18 protein-coding genes are annotated in these 19,278 nt (G+C 63.2%); 12 read left to right on the top strand and 6 right to left on the bottom strand.

Annotation, left to right across the window (positions count from 1 at the left end; genetic code table 11):
- Positions 1 to 8: 8 nt before the first annotated feature.
- The 10 genes from rlmH to QRN70_RS13110 all read left to right on the top strand — a co-directional run bounded on the left by rlmH (position 9) and on the right by QRN70_RS13110 (position 10,043).
- Positions 9 to 476, top strand: a complete 468-nt coding sequence (rlmH, locus tag QRN70_RS13155) for a 23S rRNA (pseudouridine(1915)-N(3))-methyltransferase RlmH (protein WP_003185785.1) — start codon at positions 9 to 11, stop codon at positions 474 to 476.
- Positions 477 to 486: 10 nt separating this feature from the next.
- A complete protein-coding gene (mrdA, locus tag QRN70_RS13150) occupies positions 487 to 2,382 on the top strand; it encodes a penicillin-binding protein 2 (RefSeq protein ID WP_285418392.1) in 1,896 nt (631 codons plus the stop codon).
- A 31-nt stretch (positions 2,383 to 2,413) separates the two neighbouring features.
- The gene (gene rodA, locus QRN70_RS13145) at positions 2,414 to 3,517 is read left to right on the top strand and encodes a rod shape-determining protein RodA (RefSeq protein ID WP_285418563.1); all 1,104 of its coding nucleotides are present in this window, start codon (positions 2,414 to 2,416) and stop codon (positions 3,515 to 3,517) included.
- A 17-nt stretch (positions 3,518 to 3,534) separates the two neighbouring features.
- Entirely contained in the window at positions 3,535 to 4,545 is a 1,011-nt protein-coding gene (gene mltB / locus QRN70_RS13140) for a lytic murein transglycosylase B (protein ID WP_285418390.1), read from the top strand.
- Entirely contained in the window at positions 4,545 to 5,555 is a 1,011-nt protein-coding gene (locus QRN70_RS13135) for a septal ring lytic transglycosylase RlpA family protein (protein WP_285418388.1), read from the top strand. Before mltB ends, QRN70_RS13135 begins: the two co-directional genes overlap by 1 nt.
- A 188-nt stretch (positions 5,556 to 5,743) precedes the next feature.
- Positions 5,744 to 6,901, top strand: coding sequence for a D-alanyl-D-alanine carboxypeptidase family protein (locus QRN70_RS13130; protein ID WP_285418386.1), 1,158 nt, complete (start codon positions 5,744 to 5,746; stop codon positions 6,899 to 6,901).
- An 80-nt stretch (positions 6,902 to 6,981) separates the two neighbouring features.
- Entirely contained in the window at positions 6,982 to 7,257 is a 276-nt protein-coding gene (locus QRN70_RS13125; RefSeq protein WP_285418384.1) for a DUF493 domain-containing protein, read from the top strand.
- Positions 7,257 to 7,904: a lipoyl(octanoyl) transferase LipB gene (gene lipB, locus QRN70_RS13120; protein WP_285418382.1), complete on the top strand. Its 648-nt coding sequence runs from the start codon at positions 7,257 to 7,259 to the stop codon at positions 7,902 to 7,904. Before QRN70_RS13125 ends, lipB begins: the two co-directional genes overlap by 1 nt.
- Positions 7,905 to 7,929: 25 nt before the next feature.
- A complete protein-coding gene (gene lipA / locus QRN70_RS13115) occupies positions 7,930 to 8,928 on the top strand; it encodes a lipoyl synthase (protein WP_285418562.1) in 999 nt (332 codons plus the stop codon).
- A 164-nt stretch (positions 8,929 to 9,092) separates the two neighbouring features.
- Positions 9,093 to 10,043 (top strand): S66 peptidase family protein, encoded by a 951-nt coding sequence (locus QRN70_RS13110; protein WP_285418380.1) that lies wholly within the window; start codon positions 9,093 to 9,095, stop codon positions 10,041 to 10,043.
- A gap of 125 nt (positions 10,044 to 10,168) precedes the next feature.
- Here QRN70_RS13110 and QRN70_RS13105 read toward each other — a convergent pair whose 3' ends face one another.
- From QRN70_RS13105 to leuS, 5 genes are all read right to left on the bottom strand, one after another.
- Positions 10,169 to 11,491: a lytic murein transglycosylase gene (locus QRN70_RS13105; protein ID WP_285418378.1), complete on the bottom strand. Its 1,323-nt coding sequence runs from the start codon at positions 11,489 to 11,491 to the stop codon at positions 10,169 to 10,171.
- A gap of 61 nt (positions 11,492 to 11,552) precedes the next feature.
- Complete coding sequence (gene arfA, locus QRN70_RS13100) at positions 11,553 to 11,717, bottom strand: alternative ribosome rescue factor ArfA (protein ID WP_285418376.1); 165 nt, start codon at positions 11,715 to 11,717, stop codon at positions 11,553 to 11,555.
- A gap of 118 nt (positions 11,718 to 11,835) precedes the next feature.
- Positions 11,836 to 12,873: a DNA polymerase III subunit delta gene (holA, locus tag QRN70_RS13095; protein ID WP_285418374.1), complete on the bottom strand. Its 1,038-nt coding sequence runs from the start codon at positions 12,871 to 12,873 to the stop codon at positions 11,836 to 11,838.
- Positions 12,874 to 12,912: 39 nt separating this feature from the next.
- A complete protein-coding gene (locus QRN70_RS13090; RefSeq protein WP_285418372.1) occupies positions 12,913 to 13,518 on the bottom strand; it encodes an LPS-assembly lipoprotein LptE in 606 nt (201 codons plus the stop codon).
- Positions 13,519 to 13,604: 86 nt separating this feature from the next.
- Complete coding sequence (leuS, locus tag QRN70_RS13085) at positions 13,605 to 16,211, bottom strand: leucine--tRNA ligase (protein ID WP_285418370.1); 2,607 nt, start codon at positions 16,209 to 16,211, stop codon at positions 13,605 to 13,607.
- Positions 16,212 to 16,465: 254 nt separating this feature from the next.
- On the opposite strand from leuS, the gene QRN70_RS13080 reads away from it, so the two are divergent.
- Positions 16,466 to 16,789 carry a hypothetical protein gene (locus QRN70_RS13080; RefSeq protein ID WP_285418368.1) on the top strand — a complete coding sequence of 108 codons (324 nt, stop codon included), beginning with the start codon at positions 16,466 to 16,468 and terminating at the stop codon, positions 16,787 to 16,789.
- Positions 16,790 to 16,894: 105 nt separating this feature from the next.
- Entirely contained in the window at positions 16,895 to 17,674 is a 780-nt protein-coding gene (locus tag QRN70_RS13075; protein ID WP_285418366.1) for a YdcF family protein, read from the top strand.
- A 73-nt stretch (positions 17,675 to 17,747) separates the two neighbouring features.
- Here the strand turns inward: QRN70_RS13075 and lnt are convergent, their stop codons facing one another.
- The gene (gene lnt / locus QRN70_RS13070; protein ID WP_285418364.1) at positions 17,748 to 19,271 is read right to left on the bottom strand and encodes an apolipoprotein N-acyltransferase; all 1,524 of its coding nucleotides are present in this window, start codon (positions 19,269 to 19,271) and stop codon (positions 17,748 to 17,750) included.
- Positions 19,272 to 19,278: the final 7 nt, after the last annotated feature.

Here is a 19,278-nt window from a genome sequence, read left to right as displayed (position 1 = left end):
GGATTGCTGTGCGACTGCGACTGATCGCCGTCGGTTCACGCATGCCCAAGTGGGTGGAAGAAGGCTGGCATGAATATGCCAAGCGTCTTCCTTCCGAGCTGGCGCTGGAACTGGTGGAAATTCCGCTCAATACCCGTGGCAAGAATGCCGACGTGGCCCGCTTCATCCGTCAGGAAGGCGAAGCCATGCTGGCCAAGGTCGGGCCGAACGAGCGGATCGTCACCCTTGAGGTCCATGGCAAGCCCTGGAGCACCGAGCAGCTGGCGGTCGAACTCGACCGCTGGCGCCTGGATTCGCGCACGGTCAATTTCATGGTCGGTGGCCCGGAAGGGCTGGCGCCGGAAGTCTGTGCCCGCGCCGATCAGCGCTGGTCGTTGTCGCCGCTGACGTTGCCGCACCCGCTGGTGCGAATCCTCATCGGCGAGCAGCTGTACCGTGCCTGGACCGTGCTGTCCGGCCACCCTTACCACAAGTAATCCTGCCCTCATGTCCCAGCCGATCCGCATCAAGGACCACGAAAAAGACGCCCGTCTGGTGCGTGGTCGCGTCGTGTTCGGCGCAATTGCGGTGGTGGCACTGATCTGCGTGCTGATTGCGCGGCTGTATTACCTGCAGGTGATCCAGTACGAGTACCACTCGACGCTGTCGGAAAACAACCGCGTCCATGTGCAGCCGATTCCGCCGACCCGTGGCCTGATTTTCGACCGCAACGGCGTGGTGGTGGCGGACAACCGCCCGAGCTTCAGCCTGAGCATGACCCGCGAGCGCTCCGGCGACTGGCAGCAGGTGCTCGACGTGATCGTCGAGGTGCTGGAGCTGACGCCGGAAGACCGGGTGATTTTCGAGAAGCGCATGCGCCAGGGACGGCGGCCGTTCGAGCCGGTACCGATCCTGTTCGAGCTGACCGAGGAGCAGATTGCCCGGATCGCGGTGAACCAGTTCCGCCTGCCGGGTGTGGAAGTGGTCGCGCAGCTGGTTCGTCACTATCCGCAGGGCGCGCATTTCGCGCACTCGGTGGGTTACATGGGGCGGATCAACGAGAAAGAGCTCAAGACCCTCGATCCGGTGAACTACAGCGGCACCCACCACATCGGCAAGACCGGTATCGAGCGCTTCTACGAGGCCGAGCTGCACGGTCAGGTCGGTTACGAAGAAGTCGAGACCAACGCCCGTGGGCGCGTGCTGCGGGTGCTCAAGCGGACCGACCCGGTGCCGGGCAAGGACATCGTCCTGAGCCTCGACATCAAGTTGCAAGAAGCCGCCGAAGCCGCGCTGGGCGGGCGCCGTGGCGCGGTGGTGGCGCTGGACCCGAACACCGGCGAAGTGCTGGCCATGGTCAGCCAGCCGAGCTTCGATCCGAACCTGTTCGTCACCGGCATCAGCTTCAAGGCCTACGCCGAACTGCGCGATTCGATCGACCGGCCGCTGTTCAACCGGGTGCTGCGCGGTCTGTATCCGCCGGGTTCGACGATCAAGCCGGCGGTGGCGATTGCCGGTCTGGACGCAGGCGTGGTGACAGCGTCGAGCCGGGTGTTCGACCCCGGCTACTACATGCTGCCCAACTACGACCACAAGTACCGCAACTGGAACCGCACCGGGGACGGCTTCGTCGACCTCGACACGGCGATCATGCGTTCCAACGACACCTACTTCTATGACCTGGCGCACAAGCTCGGCATCGATCGGCTGTCGGCCTACATGAACAAGTTCGGTATCGGCCAGAAGGTCTCGCTGGACATGTTCGAAGAATCCCCCGGCCTGATGCCGTCCCGCGAGTGGAAACGCGCGACGCGGCGCCAGGCCTGGTTCCCCGGCGAAACCCTGATCCTCGGGATCGGCCAGGGCTACATGCAATCGACCCCGCTGCAACTGGCCCAGGCCACCGCGCTGGTGGCCAACAAGGGCGTGTGGAACCGGCCGCACCTGGCCAAGACCATCGAGGGCGAGAAACCGAAGGATGAGAACCCGATGCCGGACATCGTCCTGCGCGATCCGTCGGACTGGAACAAGGTCAACCACGGCATGCAGCAAGTGATGCACGGCGCCCGCGGTACCGCGCGCAAAGCCTCGATCGGCGCGCAGTACCGGATCGCCGGCAAGTCCGGTACGGCCCAGGTCGTCGCGATCAAGCAGGGCGAGAAATACGATCGCTCCAAGGTTCAGGAGCGCCATCGCGACCACGCCTTGTTCGTCGGTTTCGCCCCGGCGGACAACCCGAAAATCGTCGTGTCGGTGATGGTCGAGAACGGTGAGTCCGGTTCCGGCGTCGCCGCGCCAGTGGTACGCCAGGTCATGGACGCCTGGCTTCTGGATCAGGACGGACGCCTGAAGGCCGAATACGCCAGCCCAATCAGTGCGGAGGCTACGGCCCGTGAAGAATAATTTTGATCGCATGCTCTCCAGCGAGGATGTGATGCGTCGCCGGGCGACGCTGCTGCAACGCCTGCATATCGATGGCCCGCTGTTGATCCTGCTGCTGATTCTCGCCGCCGGCAGCCTGTTCGTGCTGTATTCGGCCAGCGGCAAGAGCTGGGACCTGCTGGCCAAGCAGGCGACTTCGTTCGGCATCGGCCTGGTGTCGATGATCGTCATCGCTCAGTTCGAGCCACGGTTCATGGCCCGCTGGGTGCCGCTCGGTTATGTGGTCGGGGTGGTGCTGCTGATGGTGGTCGACATCATGGGCCACAACGCCATGGGCGCCACACGCTGGATCAACATTCCCGGCGTGGTGCGCTTCCAGCCGTCGGAGTTCATGAAGATCCTGATGCCGGCGACCATCGCCTGGTACCTGTCCAAACGCACATTGCCGCCGCAACTCAAGCACGTCGGCATCAGCCTGATGCTGATCGGCGTGCCGTTCGTGCTGATCGTGCGCCAGCCGGACCTCGGCACCTCGCTGCTGATCCTTGCCGGCGGCGCGTTCGTGCTGTTCATGGGCGGGCTGCGCTGGCGCTGGATCCTCAGCGTGCTGGCCGCCGCCGTCCCGGTCGCGGTCGCCATGTGGTTCTTCATCATGCACGACTACCAGAAGCAGCGGATCCTGACGTTCCTCGATCCGGAGAGCGATCCGCTGGGCACGGGCTGGAACATCATCCAGTCGAAAGCCGCGATCGGTTCCGGTGGTGTGTTCGGCAAGGGCTGGCTGCTGGGCACCCAGTCGCACCTGGACTTCCTCCCGGAAAGCCACACCGACTTCATCATCGCGGTGCTGGGCGAAGAGTTCGGCCTGGTGGGCATCTGCGCGCTGCTGCTGATCTACCTGTTGCTGATCGGCCGCGGCCTGGTGATCACCGCCCAGGCGCAGACGCTGTTCGGCAAGTTGCTCGCCGGCGCGCTGACCATGACGTTTTTTGTTTATGTTTTCGTCAACATCGGTATGGTCAGTGGCCTGTTGCCGGTGGTGGGGGTGCCGTTGCCGTTCATTAGCTACGGAGGAACTTCGCTGGTGACGCTGCTGTCAGCGTTTGGGGTTTTGATGTCGATCCATACCCATCGCAAGTGGATCGCACAGGTTTGAATAAGGTGAAGAGTTCAATGCAAGTAATGCGTGGCTGGGCGACTCGATACGCGCCATGGGTCGGCCTGGTAGGCATCCTTGGCAGCGCGCAGGAAGCGCTGGCCGGCGATTACGAAGGCTCGCCGCAGGTCGCCGAGTTCGTCGGTGAAATGACCCGCGACTACGGTTTCGCCGGTGAGCAACTGATGGGTGTGTTCCGCGAGGCCGAGCGCAAGCAGTCGATCCTCGACGCCATTTCCAAGCCCGCCGAGCGGGTCAAGCAGTGGAAAGAGTACCGGCCGATGTTCATCACCGACGCGCGCATCGCCCGTGGTGTCGACTTCTGGCGCCAGCACGAGGCCACGCTGGCCCGCGCGGAGCAGGAATACGGTGTGCCGGCGCAGGTGATCGTCTCGATCATCGGCGTGGAGACCTTTTTCGGACGTAATACCGGCAATTTCCGGGTAATCGATGCTTTATCGACCCTCGGTTTCGACTATCCTCCCCGTGCCGAATTTTTCCGCAAGGAATTGCGTGAGTTCCTGCTGCTGGCCCGTGAAGAACAGGTCGACCCGTTGACCCTCAAGGGCTCGTACGCCGGGGCGATGGGCTTGCCGCAGTTCATGCCGAGCAGCTTTCGCGCCTATGCGGTGGATTTCGACGGCGATGGCCACATCAATATCTGGAACAACCCGGATGATGCCATCGGCAGCGTCGCCAGTTATTTCAAGCGGCACGGCTGGGTCGCCGGCGAACCGGTGGTCAGCCGCGCCGATGTCCGCGGCGAGCAGGTCGACGAAGGCCTGACCACCGGCATCGAGCCGACGAAAACCGTCGGGGAGTTGCGAGCGCTGGGCTGGTCAAGTCATGATGCGCTGCGCGATGATATGCCGGTTACTGCATTTCGCCTGGAAGGCGACAACGGCCCGGAATACTGGATGGGCCTGAAGAATTTCTACGCGATCACGCGTTATAACCGCAGCGTGATGTACGCCATGGCCGTACATCAGCTATCTGAACAGCTGGTACAAGCACGGGGCGTCAAGTAATGCGGGCATTGCCTATCAATAAACCCCTGAAGCTGGTGGCATTTGCTGCGTTGGCAGTGCTGGTCGCCAGTTGCTCGACCAGCCGTTCGCCGGCCCAGAAGTCAACCTCCACCGCCGTTCGCGCGCAACCGGGCCTGGACATCAACCGCGCCCACAAGGATGGCGCGCCGTGGTGGGACGTCGATGTGTCGCGCATTCCCGATGCCACGCCGACCCTGCACACCGGCCCGTACAAGGCCAACCCGTACACCGTGCTGGGCAAGACCTACTTCCCGTTGCAGGAATCCAAGACTTACGTCGCTTCCGGCACGGCGTCGTGGTACGGCACCAAGTTCCACGGGCAGAACACCGCCAACGGCGAGGTCTATGACCTGTACGGCATGAGTGCCGCGCACAAGACACTACCGCTGCCAAGTTACGTTCGGGTGACCAACCTGGACAACAACAAGAGCGTGATCCTGCGGGTCAACGACCGCGGGCCGTTCTATTCCGACCGGATCATCGACCTGTCGTACGCGGCGGCGAAAAAACTCGGTTATGCCGAAATCGGCACCGCGCGGGTCAAGGTCGAGGGCATCGATCCGCAGCAGTGGTGGGCCGCCAAGGGCCGTCCGGCGCCGCTGATGCTCAACGAGCCGCAAGTCGCGCAGAATAACGCTCCGGTAATCACGGCCTCGGCCGGTACCGTCGAGCAATGGACCCCGCCGCCGCAGCAACACGCCGCGGCCGTCGTGCCGGTGCAGCTCGATGCAAAAAAAAACGCTTCTGCACCAGCGTCTGGCCAGTATCTGCAGGTGGGCGCGTTCGCCAACCCGGACGCTGCAGAACTGCTGAGGTCCAAGCTGAGCGGGATGGTGAGCGCTCCGGTGTTCATCAGCTCGATCGTGCGCAACCAGCAGACCCTGCATCGGGTGCGCCTGGGGCCGATCGGTTCGCCGGGTGAGATCCAGCAGGTGCAGAACAGCGTGCGCCTGGCCAACCTTGGTTCGCCAAGCGTGGTCACGGAATAAGCAACACGTAGGACTTGATTGACGGTTCACCAGCGATTGGGGGGTGAATCAGGTTGCTGGCTCATCGAAGAACAAAAGCCCGGCACAGGGTGACTGGGGTGAGCAACTGAACACGCGATGGCCCGTCAGAAGGCTGTCTGAATAGTTTTGCCCTCGGGCAAGTTTCCATTAGCGATTTCGAGAGACGGATGAACATCACCACCTTTGCCAAACGCCTGTGCCTGCTAGTCCCGCTGCTCCTCTCGCCAGCCGCTTTCGCGGCCGAGATGATGCCGTCGCCACCACAACTGGCCGCCAAGGCCTACGTACTCATGGACGCCAGCAGCGGCAACGTGCTGGTGGAGAACAACGGTGACCAGCGCCTGCCACCGGCCAGCCTGACCAAACTGATGACCGCGTACATTGCGACGCTGGAAATCCGTCGTGGCCAGATCGGCGAGAACGATCCGGTGACCGTCAGCGAAAACGCCTGGCGTACCGGCGGTTCGCGGATGTTCATCAAGGTCGGCTCGCAGGTTACCGTCAGCGACCTGCTGCACGGCATCATCATCCAGTCGGGCAACGACGCCAGCGTGGCGCTGTCCGAGCACATCGCCGGCAGCGAAGACGCGTTCGCCGACCTGATGAACAAGACCGTCACCGACCTGGGCATGACCAATACCCACTTCATGAACCCGACCGGTCTGCCGAACCCGGAGCACTACTCGTCGGCTCACGACATGGCGATCCTGGCCCGTGCGATCATCCACGAAGACCCGGCTCACTACGCGATCTACTCGCAGAAAGAGTTCTTCTGGAACGGCATCAAGCAGCCTAACCGCAACCTGCTGCTGTGGCGCGACAAGACCGTCGACGGTCTGAAAACCGGTCACACCGACGAGGCCGGCTACTGCATGGTGTCCTCGGCCGTACGTGATGGCCAGCGCCTGATCGCCGTGGTGTTCGGCACCAACAGCGAAGTGGCCCGTGCCGCTGAAACGCAGAAGCTGCTGACCTACGGTTTCCGCTTCTTCGAAACCCAGACCTTCTATCAGAAGGGCACCGAACTGGCCCAGGCGCCGGTGTGGAAAGGCACCACCAGCCAGGTCAAGGCCGGCCTGGCCGAAGACCTGACCATGACCCTGCCGAAAGGCCAGCTGAAGAAGCTCGCTGCCAGCATGACCATGAACCCGCAACTGACCGCGCCAATCGCCAAGGGCGACGTGATCGGTAAAGTCGAAGTGAAACTGGACGACAAGGTGGTGCACAGCGCCGACCTGATCGCCCTGGACGCTGTCGAGGAGGGTGGTATCTTCCGCCGCATGTGGGATAGCATCCGTCTATTCTTCTACGGCTTGTTCAACTGATTGAGTGTTGACCTGCATGGCCCCGCTCCCCACCGGAGCGGGGCCGTGCGCGTTACCACGGCTTACGAGGCCGTTACGCCATGACCGATACCGAAGTAAAGGCGCCAAAGATCGAATTTCCCCAGGTTGATTACCCGGTTAAGGTGATCAGCGATACGGGTGTAGGCAACAAGGACAAGATCATCGACATCGTCAAGAAACACGCGACCATCAATGATGAGCGTGTCGACGAGCGTCAAAGCAGCAACGGCAAGTACACCACCATCCAGTTGCACATCGTCGCGACCGACCAGGATCAGCTGTACAACATCAACAGCGAACTGCGGGCTACCGGTTTCGTGCACATGGTGCTGTGATGCCGGGCACGCTGGGCTTTCGCGAGCTCGGCCAGATGGCCTACGAGCCGGTCTGGCACGCCATGCAACGCTTCACCAACGAGCGCGGCACGACGGCCGCCGACGAGATCTGGCTGGTCGAGCACCCGCCGGTGTTCACCCAGGGCCAGGCCGGCAAGGCCGAGCACCTGTTGCTGCCGGGGGATATTCCGGTGGTGCAGGTCGATCGCGGCGGGCAGGTGACCTACCACGGTCCCGGCCAGCTGGTGGCCTACCTGCTGCTGGACGTGCGTCGGCTGGGTTTCGGTGTACGCGACCTGGTCAGCCGCATGGAGCAGTGCCTGATCGAACTGCTGGCCAGCTACGGCGTCACCGCCGCAGCCAAGCCGGACGCTCCCGGCGTTTACGTCGACGGGGCGAAAATCGCTTCTCTGGGTTTGCGGATTCGCCACGGTTGTTCCTTTCATGGCCTGGCCCTGAACGTGGATATGAACCTGGAACCGTTTCGACGGATTAATCCCTGCGGCTATGCCGGGCTGGCCATGACCCAGCTGAGTGATCACGCAGGATCGATTGAATTTGCCGAGGTAAGTGCCCGGCTGCGCGCGCAGCTCGTCAAACACCTCGACTATGCTGAGCAGACGACCCTGACGGGCGGAATCGACTGATATGACTACTGATGCAGTGCAAACCATGATCCCGACGCTCGACGTGACCGAGCGCCCGGCCCCGCGTCCCAAGGTTGAAGCCGGCGTCAAGCTGCGCGGCGCCGAGAAGGTTGCACGCATCCCGGTGAAGATCATTCCGACCACCGAGCTGCCGAAGAAACCCGACTGGATCCGCGTGCGCATCCCGGTTTCGCCGGAAGTCGAGCGGATCAAGACCTTGCTGCGCAAGCACAAGCTGCACAGCGTCTGCGAAGAAGCGTCCTGCCCGAACCTGGGCGAGTGCTTCTCCGGCGGCACCGCGACCTTCATGATCATGGGTGACATCTGCACCCGTCGCTGCCCGTTCTGCGACGTCGGCCACGGCCGGCCGAAGCCACTGGACGTCAACGAGCCGCAGAGCCTGGCCATCGCCATTGCCGACCTCAAGCTCAAGTACGTGGTGATCACCTCGGTTGACCGCGACGACCTGCGTGACGGCGGTGCCCAGCACTTCGCCGACTGCATCCGCGAGATCCGCAAGCTGTCGCCGAACGTGCAGCTGGAGACCCTGGTCCCGGACTACCGTGGCCGCATGGACATCGCCCTGGAAATCACCGCCGCCGAGCCGCCGGATGTGTTCAACCACAACCTGGAAACCGTGCCGCGCCTGTACAAGGCCGCGCGTCCGGGTTCGGATTACCAGTGGTCGCTGACCCTGCTGCAACGCTTCAAGCAGATGATGCCGCACATTCCGACCAAGTCCGGCCTGATGCTCGGCCTGGGCGAGACCGACGACGAAGTCATCGAAGTCATGAAGCGCATGCGCGAGCACGACATCGACATGCTGACCCTGGGCCAGTATCTGCAACCGTCGCGCAGCCACTTGCCGGTGCAGCGTTTCGTGCACCCGGACACCTTCGCCTGGTTCGCCGAGGAAGGCTACAAGATGGGCTTCAAGAACGTCGCTTCCGGGCCGCTGGTGCGTTCGTCGTACCACGCCGACGAACAGGCGAAACTGGTCAAGGCCGAGCTGCTGGGTTCCTGATCCGGCGCTGAAAAAAAGCCCGCAAGGCTCAATGCCCTGCGGGTTTTTTTTGCCTGTGGCGCGGGCCAGTCCGCTCGCCACAGGTTTTGCCGCTCGGTGCCTCTTTTGTTTGTTACCTATCCTGACTACTGTGTGCGCATGACTTCACACTGGGAGCCCCATGGATGACCGTTCAACCGAGCCACACGCTGTTTGCGCATAGACCTGTACCGGCGCTGAAGTCGGAGGGGCTGATCGCTGTCATTGCGCCTGCCGGTCCCGGTGCTCTGGACACCGACAAGACGGTGCAATGGATGCGCGCCCGCGGCCATGCGCTGAAGGTGTTTCCCGGCGTCTACGAAAAGGACGGCTATCTGGCCGGCAGTGACGATGTGCGTTTGCGCGATCTGCACGCGGCGTTCACTGATCCCGAGGTCGACGCGATCATTTGTCTGCGCGGTGGCTACGGTACGCCGCGACTGTTGGACCGGATCGATTACGACCTGTTGAGCCGCCACGCCAAGCCATTCGTTGGCTACAGCGATATCACCGCGTTGCACCTGGCCATCAGCCGTTATGCCGGATTCGTGACCTTTCACGGGCCGTTGCTCAACGCCGACCTGTTGGGCGACAAGGAGCCGCCGACGGTCACTTCGTTCTTCGCCATGCTCCGTGGGCAATTGAAGGCGGGGAGTGTGCTCAGCCATCCAGCCGCGTATCCGCTGACCACGATCGAACCCGGCATTGCTCACGGCCGCTTGCTCGGCGGTAATCTGGCGATGATCGCCGCCACGCTGGGCACGCCTTATGAGATCGATGTCGAAGGGGTGATTCTGCTGATTGAGGACATCAACGAGCCGCTGTACCGCATCGACCGGTTGCTGACGCAGATGCGCCTGGCCGGCAAGCTGGCCAGGTTGCGTGGCGTGCTGGTCGGTGACGTGGCGGGGGTGGAGGTCGCGGCATTGAACCGCTTGCTCAAGCAGACCTTCGAGCCTTTACGGATTCCGGTGTTGTCCGGCTGGCGCAGCGGGCACTGCGATCCGAACCTGACCTTGCCAATGGGGGCGCTGGTGCGCCTGGATGCAGGGAAGAAGGAATTGATGCTGGAGCAGGATGTGGTGATCAAAGCCTAACGTTTGGTTGCCTGTGAGTCAGTCTTCGCGAGCGAGCCCGCTCCCACACTGGTTCTGTGTAAGACACAAATCAAATGTGGGAGCGAGCTTGCTCGCGAAGGCGGCATCAGCCATACGGCTATCTTCTATTGAGCACGCAGGCTCTCAAGCAACTTGTGCGTCGGATAGCCATCCGCCGGCCAGCCGAACGACTGCTGGGCGCTGCGAATCGCCTTGCGGGTATTCGCGCCGATAATCCCATCTGCTGCGCCGGCGTCGTAGTTGCGCGCACTCAGCAGGTTTTGCAGTTCGATGCGTTCGGTGCGGCTCAGCGGCAGATCGTCCTTCGGCCAGCTGCCGTTGATCAGCCCGGCGCCATTGAAGCGCTCGGACAGCAGGCCCACGGCCAGCGCATAGGACGACGAGTTGTTGTACTTGAGAATCGCCCGGAAGTTGTCGAGGATCAGGAACGCCGGGCCGCGGTAGCCGGCCGGCAGCAGCAGGGCGGCGGACAGCTGTTCCGAACCTGCCGGGACCTGAGCGCCGTTCGGCAGGCTCACGCCCAGTTGTCGCCACTCGGCCACGCTCTTGCGAATCGTGCCATCGGCCAGGCTGTAGTTGAACGAACCCGGCAGTTGCACTTCGAAACCCCACGGCTGGCCATGCTGCCAGCCGGAGCTTTGCAGGTAGTGCGCAGTCGAGGCCAGGGCATCGGCGGGACTGCCCCAGATGTCGCGGCGGCCATCACCGTCGAAGTCCACGGCGTGGGTGTTGTAGGTGGTCGGAATGAACTGGGTCTGACCCATGGCGCCGGCCCAGGAGCCGAGCATTTTTTCCGGGGTGATGTCGCCCTGTTGCAGGATCTGCAGGGCGGCGATCAGTTGCGCATGGGCAAAGCCCGGGCGACGCCCTTCGTAGGCCAGGGTCGCCAGCGAATTGATCACCGACTTGGTGCCCTGGAACTGGCCGAAATTGCTCTCCATGCCCCACACCGACACCAGCGCCTGGCGATCGACGCCATAGCGCTGTTCGATGCTTTGCAGAATGTCGGCGTACTGGTTGAGCAGCGCCTGGCCCTTGCGTACCCGCAGCGGCGACAGGGCGCCATCGAGGTATTCCCAGACCGGGCGGGAAAATTCCGGCTGGCTGCGGTCGGCGCGGATCACGCTGGCGTCGAAGCTGACGTTGGCGAAGGCACGATCGAACAGGTCGGGACGAATCCCGGCCGCCAGGGCGTCCTTGCGGAAACCGGCCTGCCATTCGGCGAAGGTCTGGGTGGGCTGAAGATCGAGGTTATCTCCGGCAGGCACTACCGGCGGAATGATCGCTGGGGCCGTTGCTACGGGGAGGGTCTGAAGCGGTTGCGCGTCGGCGGCGGTAGGTTTTTCCGCGCAGGCGACAAGCAGGACGAAGCTGGAGGCAGCGATCAATTGGCGCACCGGCCAACGACGGGAAAGACAAAGGGGCATGCACAGGTCCAGGGAATACGAATCAGGTGCAGACCTTAACATGAGGAAGGGGTACTGCGCTTCAAGCGGCCAGAAAGTAAGAAGCCTCCCAGCTGTCAGACTGGAAGGCTTCGCGGCGGTAGCTGCCTTTACCCTTGGTTGGTCGTTCCTGACGGCTGCGGAACAGGGGTTGGGCAATGATGGATTTGGCCTTGTTCGGGCCATGTTTCGCTGGCTTTTTGCTCATGAGGGTTCTCTCGGTAGGTGGGTGCTGCGGGGCGAATAATCTGCCGAAGCCGCGCGTCTGTCCAGTCTCTATTGCGTAGGAATATTCTGACGCGAAGGGGGGGATGCGGTTGAACGTCTTACTCGGCGGGCAGTGAAAGGCGTTGGCCCGACATCAACAGCGCCAACCGGCTCAGGCTCATCCACGGCGAACCGGCGGCCTGGCCCTTGATCTGCGCATCGATGCGCTGGGCCTCGAGCAACAACTGCGCCCAGCGCGGCGCCGAGTAGCGTTGCAGGGCTTTGCTCATCAGCGGTTTGCGTTTGTCCCAGACCGGCGGCTTCGCCTGGCTGAAGCACTTGTCCAGCGGCGTACCCTGGCTGTATTGCAGCGAGATATTGGCCAGCAGGCGCAACTCCCGGGCCAGCGCCCAGAGGATCACCGGTGGCTCGACACCTTCACCGCGCAGGCCCTCGAGTATGCGCAAGGCGTGGGCCGGTTCGCCGTTGAGCACGGCATCGGTCAGGCCGAACACGTCGAAACGCGCACTGTCGGCCACGGCAGCCTGGACGGTTTCCACCGTGATCTGGCCGCCTTCGGCCATCAGCTTGAGCTTTTCGATTTCCTGCGCGGCGGCGAGCAGGTTGCCCTCCACGCGTGCGGCGATCAGTTCGACCGCGTCTTGGCTGGCCGACAAGCCGGCCTGCGACAGACGCTGGCGAATCCAGCTCGGCAGCTGGTTGGCGTCCACCGGCCAGATCTGGATGAACTGGGTCTGCGGGCCTTCGACCAGCGCCTTGCCCCACTTGGTCTTCTGTGCGCTGCCATCGAGCTTCGGCAGGCTGACCAGAAGCACGGTGTCTTCCGCCGGGCGCGAGCAGTATTCGATCAGGGCCGCGGCACCCTTGTCGCCGGGCTTGCCCGAGGGCAAACGCAGTTCCAGCAGGCGTTTTTCCGCGAACAGCGACATGCTGGCGCCGGCCTGCAGCAACGTCCCCCAATCGAAATTGGCGTCGGCGGCGAACACCTGGCGTTCGTCGAAACCCTGTTGGCGGGCGGCGCGGCGGATGGCATCGGCGGCTTCCTGGCACAACAGCGGGTCGTCGCCGCTGATGATGTAGACCGGTGCCAGGGCACCTTGCAGGTGTTTGCCGAGTTGGGCGGGAGCGAGCTTCATAAGAAACGGCGAACGGGGCGCTTGAGCGCCCCGAACGTCTTACTGCTGCGGCAGTTCGAGCGGCGACTGACGCGGGGTTTCCGCTTCAGCCTTCTGCGCCGCTTCCAGCGCGTCGGCTTCTGCCTTGGCGCGGTCGTTGGCGGTCTGTTGCAGCTGCTGCAATTGACCCGGGGTCAGTTGTTGCAGGCGCAGCATCATGCGCTGGATCAGCTCGCGACGGGTTTCACGGCGGGCGTCGTTGGCTTCCTGATCGGAACCGACGAGGTTGTTGCCGTCGTGGATGAACACCTTCTGCACTTCGAGCTTGTCGCTCAGCAGCGGCAGGTTGTGGTCGCCACGGATGTCATAGCTGAGGACGGTGCTGACCTGGTACTCACCGGTACGCCCGGCACCGGCATAGCTGAGGATGCGCTGGCTTTCCTGCTCGTCAGCCAGGTACAGCTTGTACGGTGCGCCGGTGTAAACCTTGACACCGCTGGACTCCAGCACCTGACGCAGCTGGGTAACCGTCTCGCCGTAGGCGTTACGGGCACTCAGGTCGAGTTCCTTGATCGTCAGTTCGTTGGTGCCGGTACCGCGCAGCTGGAAACCGCAGGCGCTCAACAGGACCGCGAGGCCCATCACCAGCAGATTGCGTTTGATCATTGTGTTGCTCCCCTTGAAACCATGTGGGCCGACCCTGCGGCCCGAAAGGTTTTACTGGGCGCCAGGCAAGCTGACGCCCGATCCAATTAGCTGGCGACGATATTGACCAGTTTCCCGGGCACTACGATCACTTTACGGATTGTCAGGCCGTCGACGAAACGCAGCACGTTTTCGTTGGCGCGGGCCGCGGCTTCGACTTCTTCACGGGTGGCGCTGGCCGGCATTTCGATCTGGCCGCGCAGCTTGCCGTTGACCTGAATGACCAGTTGCAGGCTGTCCTGCACCAGCGCGCTTTCATCCACCGCTGGCCAACCGGCGTCGATCACCGGATCGGCGTGGCCCAGGCGGCTCCACAGTTCGTGGCTGATGTGCGGGGTGATCGGAGCCAGCAGCAGCGTGACGGCTTCCAGACCTTCGTGAATCAGCGCGCGGTCCTGCTCGGTGCCTTGCGCGGCTTTCTCCAGCACGTTCATCAGCGTCATCACCTGAGCGATGGCGGTGTTGAATTTGTGGTTCTGGCCGACATCGTGGCTGGCCTGCTTGATGGCCAGGTGGATGGCGCGGCGCACGGCTTTCTGCTCGTCGTTCAGGCCGGCGATGTCCAGTTTGCCCGGCAGGCCCTGGGTGACGTGGGCCTGCGCCAGTCGCCAGACGCGCTTGAGGAAGCGATGCGAGCCTTCGACGCCGGAGTCGGACCATTCGGCGCTCATGTCCGGTGGCGAGGCAAACATCATGAACAGGCGGCAGGTATCGGCGCCGAACTGATCGATCATCGACTGCGGGTCGACGCCGTTGTTCTTCGACTTGGCCATTTTCTCGGTGCCGCCGATTTCCACCGGCAGGCCGTCGGATTTCAGTTTGGCACTGATGACCTTGGCCTTGCTGTCACGCTCGAGTTCGACGTCCGCCGGGTTGAACCAGGTGTAGGCGCCGTTGGCTTCGCGACGGTAGTACGTCTCGGCGATTACCATGCCCTGGGTCAGCAGGTTCTTGAACGGCTCGTTGGAGCTGACCAGGCCTTCGTCGCGCATCAGCTTGTGGAAGAAGCGTGCGTACAGCAGGTGGAGAATGGCGTGTTCGATACCGCCGATGTACTGATCCACCGGCAACCAGTGGTCGGCCGCGGACTTTTCCACCAGGCCGCCTTCGAAGTGCGGCGAGGCGTAGCGCGCGTAGTACCACGACGACTCGACGAAGGTGTCCATGGTGTCGGTTTCACGCTTGGCCGGCTGACCGCATTTCGGGCAGTTGCACTCGTAGAACTCGGGCATGCGCGCCAGCGGCGAACCGGCGCCGTCCGGCACCACGTCTTCCGGCAGGACGACTGGCAGCTGGTCTTCCGGCACCGGCACGTCGCCGCACGTGGCGCAGTGGATGATCGGGATCGGGCAGCCCCAGTAGCGCTGGCGGCTGATGCCCCAGTCGCGCAGGCGGAACTGGGTGCGCGAGGCACCGAGGTTTTTCTTGATCAGGGCGACTTCCATGGCGTCGAACGCGCCTGCGAAGTCGAGGCCGTCGAACTCGCCGGAGTTGATCAGCGTGCCGTGCTCGCCGTAGGCGTCCTGCCACGGCGCCGGGTTGCTGTCGCCGGAGCTGGTGCGCACCACGGATTTCACCGGCAGGTTGTACTTGTGGGCGAATTCGAAATCGCGCTCGTCGTGCGCCGGCACAGCCATTACCGCGCCATCGCCGTAGTGCATCAGCACGTAGTTGGCGACCCACACCGGGAGTTTTTCACCGGTCAGCGGATGCTCGACGAACAGACCGGTCGGCAGGCCTTTTTTCTCTTGAGTGGCGACGTCGGCTTCGGCGACGCTGCCGCCCTTGCATTCGGCGATGAATGCCTGCAGCTCGGGATTGTTCTGCGCTGCCTGGGTGGCCAGCGGGTGCTCGGCCGCCACCGCAACGTAGGTCGCGCCCATCAGGGTGTCCGGACGGGTAGTGAAGACCTTGAGGGTGCCTGCTTCGCCGATCGAGTCGACGTTGTACGGGAACTGCACTTCCATGCCGCGGGATTTGCCGATCCAGTTGCGCTGCATGGTCTTGACCTGTTCCGGCCAGCCAGTCAGCTCGTCGAGGCTCTCCAGCAGCTCATCCGCGTAAGCGGTGATCTTGAAGTAGTACATCGGGATTTCGCGCTTTTCGATCAGCGCGCCCGACCGCCAGCCGCGACCGTCGATCACCTGCTCGTTGGCCAGCACGGTCTGGTCGACCGGGTCCCAGTTCACGGTGCCGTTCTTGCGGTAGATCACACCTTTTTCGAACAGGCGGGTGAACAGCCATTGTTCCCAGCGGTAGTAATCCGGCTTGCAGGTAGTGACTTCGCGCGACCAGTCCACCGCCAGGCCGAGGCTGCGCAGCTGGGACTTCATGTAGGCGATGTTTTCGTAGGTCCACTTGGCCGGGGCGACGTTGTTCTTCATCGCGGCGTTTTCCGCCGGCATGCCGAAGGCGTCCCAACCCATCGGTTGCAGGACGTTCTTGCCTTGCATGCGCTGGTAGCGGGAGATCACGTCGCCGATGGTGTAGTTGCGCACGTGCCCCATGTGTAGCTTGCCGCTGGGGTAAGGGAACATCGACAGGCAGTAGTACGTCTCCTTGCCTGGCTGTTCACTGACTTCAAAGGACTTTTGCTCGTCCCAGAACGACTGGGCGGCGGCTTCGATTTCACGGGGCTGATATTGTTCGTGCATGGCTACTTTTGTACTGGATAGGGGTGGCCTAATCCTCTTCAATGCGACACCCGGGGCGGCCCGGACGAGCTGGAAGTGGAGTTACAGGAAGCGCCGTAGCATACATGACCGCGCTTGGCCTAGGGAAACCCTGATTGCAGCCGTGCAGCCGGCTGAAACCGTGGCGAGGGCCGTTGGTCGCGGCGTGCAGCCGGTTTGTGCAGCGAAGCTAAGCTCTAACTGGGGAGTGAGTCTTATCTTCAATGAGGTGAGGGATGGTGGAGTCACAGCAAAAGAACGTAACCAAACCCGAGTTGTACGAGCGGTTGATCGACCGTCTGGGCACTGCCCTGGACGCTGCAAAAACCGCTGGCCGGCTGCGCGACGAGCGCCCCCTGGAACTGGAATTGCGTGGCTTGAGCCCCGCCGAGTTCAAACTGGTCAAGGCCTATCTGGATCGCAGTGAACGTGAAACGCATGGATGCCTGTCACAAGCAGTGAAGCAGCTCGATGCAGCACATTCGGCCAAGGTCATCTGGCTCAAGGACAAGGCGCCCGGCCGGGACACCATCAAGGTGCGTTCCCAGCAGGCCAAGTAAGCGCATGGCAGGTCAAGTAGCGGATCTTTTTCAACAGGATCCCACCCTATAGGTTGTTCCGCAGTATCAACCCCCTTAGGCTTCGGGCATCTCTGGAGATGCCCGATGCCTTTTCGTTATTTCGTCAAACAATTGTTGTTGCCGCCCGGCATCTTGTTGCTGTTGCTGCTGGCGGCCTGGTGGCTGCGCCGTTCCCGGCCACGCCTGGCTGGATGGTGCTTTGCCTTGGGATTTGGCGGGTTCTGGCTGATGAGCCTGCCGGTGGTCGTGCAATGGGGCGCCAAGGCACTGGAGCGCGAGCCGCCGCTGGCCCGTGCAGAGTGGTCGACCCTGGCGCAGCGGGCCGACGCGATTGTGGTCCTGGGTTCCGGACGGGAACGCGGCGACCTGGCCTGGGGCGAAGACCAGCCGACCGGCGTCGGGCTTGAGCGGCAGCGTTATGCCGCGCGCCTGGCCAAGGCTTCCGGGCTGCCGCTGCTGACCAGCGGCGGCCTGCACTACGGCACGCCGCCAACGGAAGCCAAGCTGATGGCGGACTCCTTGCTGGATGATTCCGGGGTCAGCGTGCGCTGGCAGGAGGGCGAGAGCCGTACCACCTGGGAAAACGCCAAATTCAGTGCCGATATGTTGTTGCCGCAGGGTATCAAGCGCGTGGTCGTGGTGACGCAGGCCTGGCACATGCCGCGCGCGGTGTGGTGCTTTCAGCAGGCAGGGTTTGAAGTGGTGCCAGCGCCCGTAGGTTTTCTGGGCACCGACAATGCCCGACCGTTTGGTGGCTGGCTGCCGGAGTTCAAGTCGATCTGGCAGAGCGGGCAGCTGCTGAACGAGGCGGTGGGGCAGATCGGCTATTCGCTGTTTTATCGAGGGGGTGGCAGCGCCGATTGACGCGGTGTCGTTGGTGGCGCCTTCGCGAGCAAGCTCGCTCCCACAGTGGTCACCTGTGGGAGCGGGCGATTTCTCAGAGCGTCTTGGACATCCGGTTGGTCATCAGCGCCCAGCCAAACAGCACCACGCACAGGATGATCAGCGGCCACGAGCGCCATTGCAGGTACGGCGTCAGGTTGTGCATCGGCACCACTTCACCGTACAGGATGCCCTGTTCAAACTGCGGAATGCGCTCGGTGATCTGCCCGAACGGGTTGATCAGGCCGGTCACGCCGTTGTTGGTCGCGCGGATCATCCAGCGTCCGGCTTCAAGGGCGCGCATCTGCGCCATCTGCAGGTGCTGCAACGGGCCGATCGAGGTGCCGAACCAGGTGTCGTTGCTGATCGTCAGCAGCAGATCGCTGCGCGCGGCCAGGCCGGCGGCGAACTCCGGGTACACCACTTCATAGCAGATGAACGGCGCGATCTGATAACCCTTGGCCTGCAACAGCGCCTGGTCGGCCGGACCGCGGGCGAAGTCGGACATCGGCAGGTCAAAGAACGCGATCAGCCCGCGCAGCAGGTCCTGCAACGGCACGTACTCGCCGAACGGCACCAGTTTCTGCTTGAGGTAGGTGCCATCGCCTTCGCCGACCACGGTGATGCCGTTGAAGAAGCGTTTCTCGTGACGAACCGTTTCGCGGATCGGCACGCCGGTGATCAGCGCCGTTTTTCGCTCGGCGGCGAAGCTGCCCATCATGCTCAGGTAACCCTCGGCGGATTCCTTGAGCACCGGCACGGCGGTTTCCGGCCAGATCAGCAGATCCACCGGTTTGGAGCGAAAGCTCAGGTCGCGGTACAGCGCCAGTTGCGCGTTGAGCTGGGCCGGGTCCCATTTCATGCTCTGTTCGACGTTGCCCTGGATGGCGGCGACGCTCAGCGGCGCGCCGGCCGGGCTGGTCCAGGCGTGATGCTTGAGGGCGATGCCGGCCGCCCACGGCCCGATCAGCAGCACGACGCCGGCGGCGATGAAGCCTTTGCGAGCGCTGCGCAGCAGGCGCGCAGCGTTGTAGATCAGTGCGGCGGTCAGCGCCAGGACGAACGACACCAGCCACATGCCGCCCACCGGGGCGAGCCCGGACAGCGGGCCGTCGAGCTGGCTGTAACCGGAATAAAGCCAGGGGAAACCGGTGAGAAACCAGCCACGAAAGGCTTCCTGGCCGACCCACAGGGCGGCGAACGCCAGGGCATCGGCCAGCGGCGCTTCATTGCGCCGCAGCCAGCGTGCCCAGAGCCAGGCGGGCAGGGCGAAGAACCAGGCGATTGCCGCCGTGAACAGCAGCATCAGGAAGCCGGCGAGCAGCACCGAGGCACCGCCGAAGTGGTGGATGCTGTAGTAGATCCAGCTGGTGCCGGCGCCAAACAGGCCGAAGCCGAAGCACCAACCGCGACCCAGCGCCTGGCGCGGGCTCAGCTCGCGCAGGCCGGCATAGAACAGGCCGACCGCGAGCAGTGCCAGCGGCCAGATATCGAACGGTGCCAGCGCGAAAGTGGTGATTGCACCGGCCGCCACGGCCAGCAGGTTACCGGGCCAGCCGGGGCGGGTTGTCCAGCGCATTTCAGTC

Origin of the sequence: Pseudomonas sp. efr-133-TYG-5, assembly GCF_030209175.1 — a bacterium.
In the GTDB taxonomy this organism is placed as follows: domain Bacteria; phylum Pseudomonadota; class Gammaproteobacteria; order Pseudomonadales; family Pseudomonadaceae; genus Aquipseudomonas.
Note: the sequence above shows the minus strand (reverse complement) of the source record. Positions and strands in the feature narration are given on the sequence as shown.

Excerpts from the sequence above, each read along its gene's own strand:
- rodA (WP_285418563.1), top strand. The coding sequence starts at position 2,414 with ATGCGTCGCCGGGCGACGCTGCTGCAACGCCTGCATATCGATGGCCCG.
- QRN70_RS13080 (WP_285418368.1), top strand. The coding sequence starts at position 16,466 with ATGGTGGAGTCACAGCAAAAGAACGTAACCAAACCCGAGTTGTACGAG.
- mltB (WP_285418390.1), top strand. The coding sequence starts at position 3,535 with ATGCAAGTAATGCGTGGCTGGGCGACTCGATACGCGCCATGGGTCGGC.
- QRN70_RS13110 (WP_285418380.1), top strand. The coding sequence starts at position 9,093 with ATGACCGTTCAACCGAGCCACACGCTGTTTGCGCATAGACCTGTACCG.
- holA (WP_285418374.1), bottom strand. The coding sequence starts at position 12,873 with ATGAAGCTCGCTCCCGCCCAACTCGGCAAACACCTGCAAGGTGCCCTG.
- QRN70_RS13130 (WP_285418386.1), top strand. The coding sequence starts at position 5,744 with ATGAACATCACCACCTTTGCCAAACGCCTGTGCCTGCTAGTCCCGCTG.
- QRN70_RS13125 (WP_285418384.1), top strand. The coding sequence starts at position 6,982 with ATGACCGATACCGAAGTAAAGGCGCCAAAGATCGAATTTCCCCAGGTT.
- lipB (WP_285418382.1), top strand. The coding sequence starts at position 7,257 with ATGCCGGGCACGCTGGGCTTTCGCGAGCTCGGCCAGATGGCCTACGAG.
- QRN70_RS13105 (WP_285418378.1), bottom strand. The coding sequence starts at position 11,491 with ATGCCCCTTTGTCTTTCCCGTCGTTGGCCGGTGCGCCAATTGATCGCT.
- lnt (WP_285418364.1), bottom strand. The coding sequence starts at position 19,271 with ATGCGCTGGACAACCCGCCCCGGCTGGCCCGGTAACCTGCTGGCCGTG.
- lipA (WP_285418562.1), top strand. The coding sequence starts at position 7,930 with ATGATCCCGACGCTCGACGTGACCGAGCGCCCGGCCCCGCGTCCCAAG.
- QRN70_RS13090 (WP_285418372.1), bottom strand. The coding sequence starts at position 13,518 with ATGATCAAACGCAATCTGCTGGTGATGGGCCTCGCGGTCCTGTTGAGC.
- mrdA (WP_285418392.1), top strand. The coding sequence starts at position 487 with ATGTCCCAGCCGATCCGCATCAAGGACCACGAAAAAGACGCCCGTCTG.
- QRN70_RS13135 (WP_285418388.1), top strand. The coding sequence starts at position 4,545 with ATGCGGGCATTGCCTATCAATAAACCCCTGAAGCTGGTGGCATTTGCT.
- leuS (WP_285418370.1), bottom strand. The coding sequence starts at position 16,211 with ATGCACGAACAATATCAGCCCCGTGAAATCGAAGCCGCCGCCCAGTCG.
- arfA (WP_285418376.1), bottom strand. The coding sequence starts at position 11,717 with ATGAGCAAAAAGCCAGCGAAACATGGCCCGAACAAGGCCAAATCCATC.
- QRN70_RS13075 (WP_285418366.1), top strand. The coding sequence starts at position 16,895 with ATGCCTTTTCGTTATTTCGTCAAACAATTGTTGTTGCCGCCCGGCATC.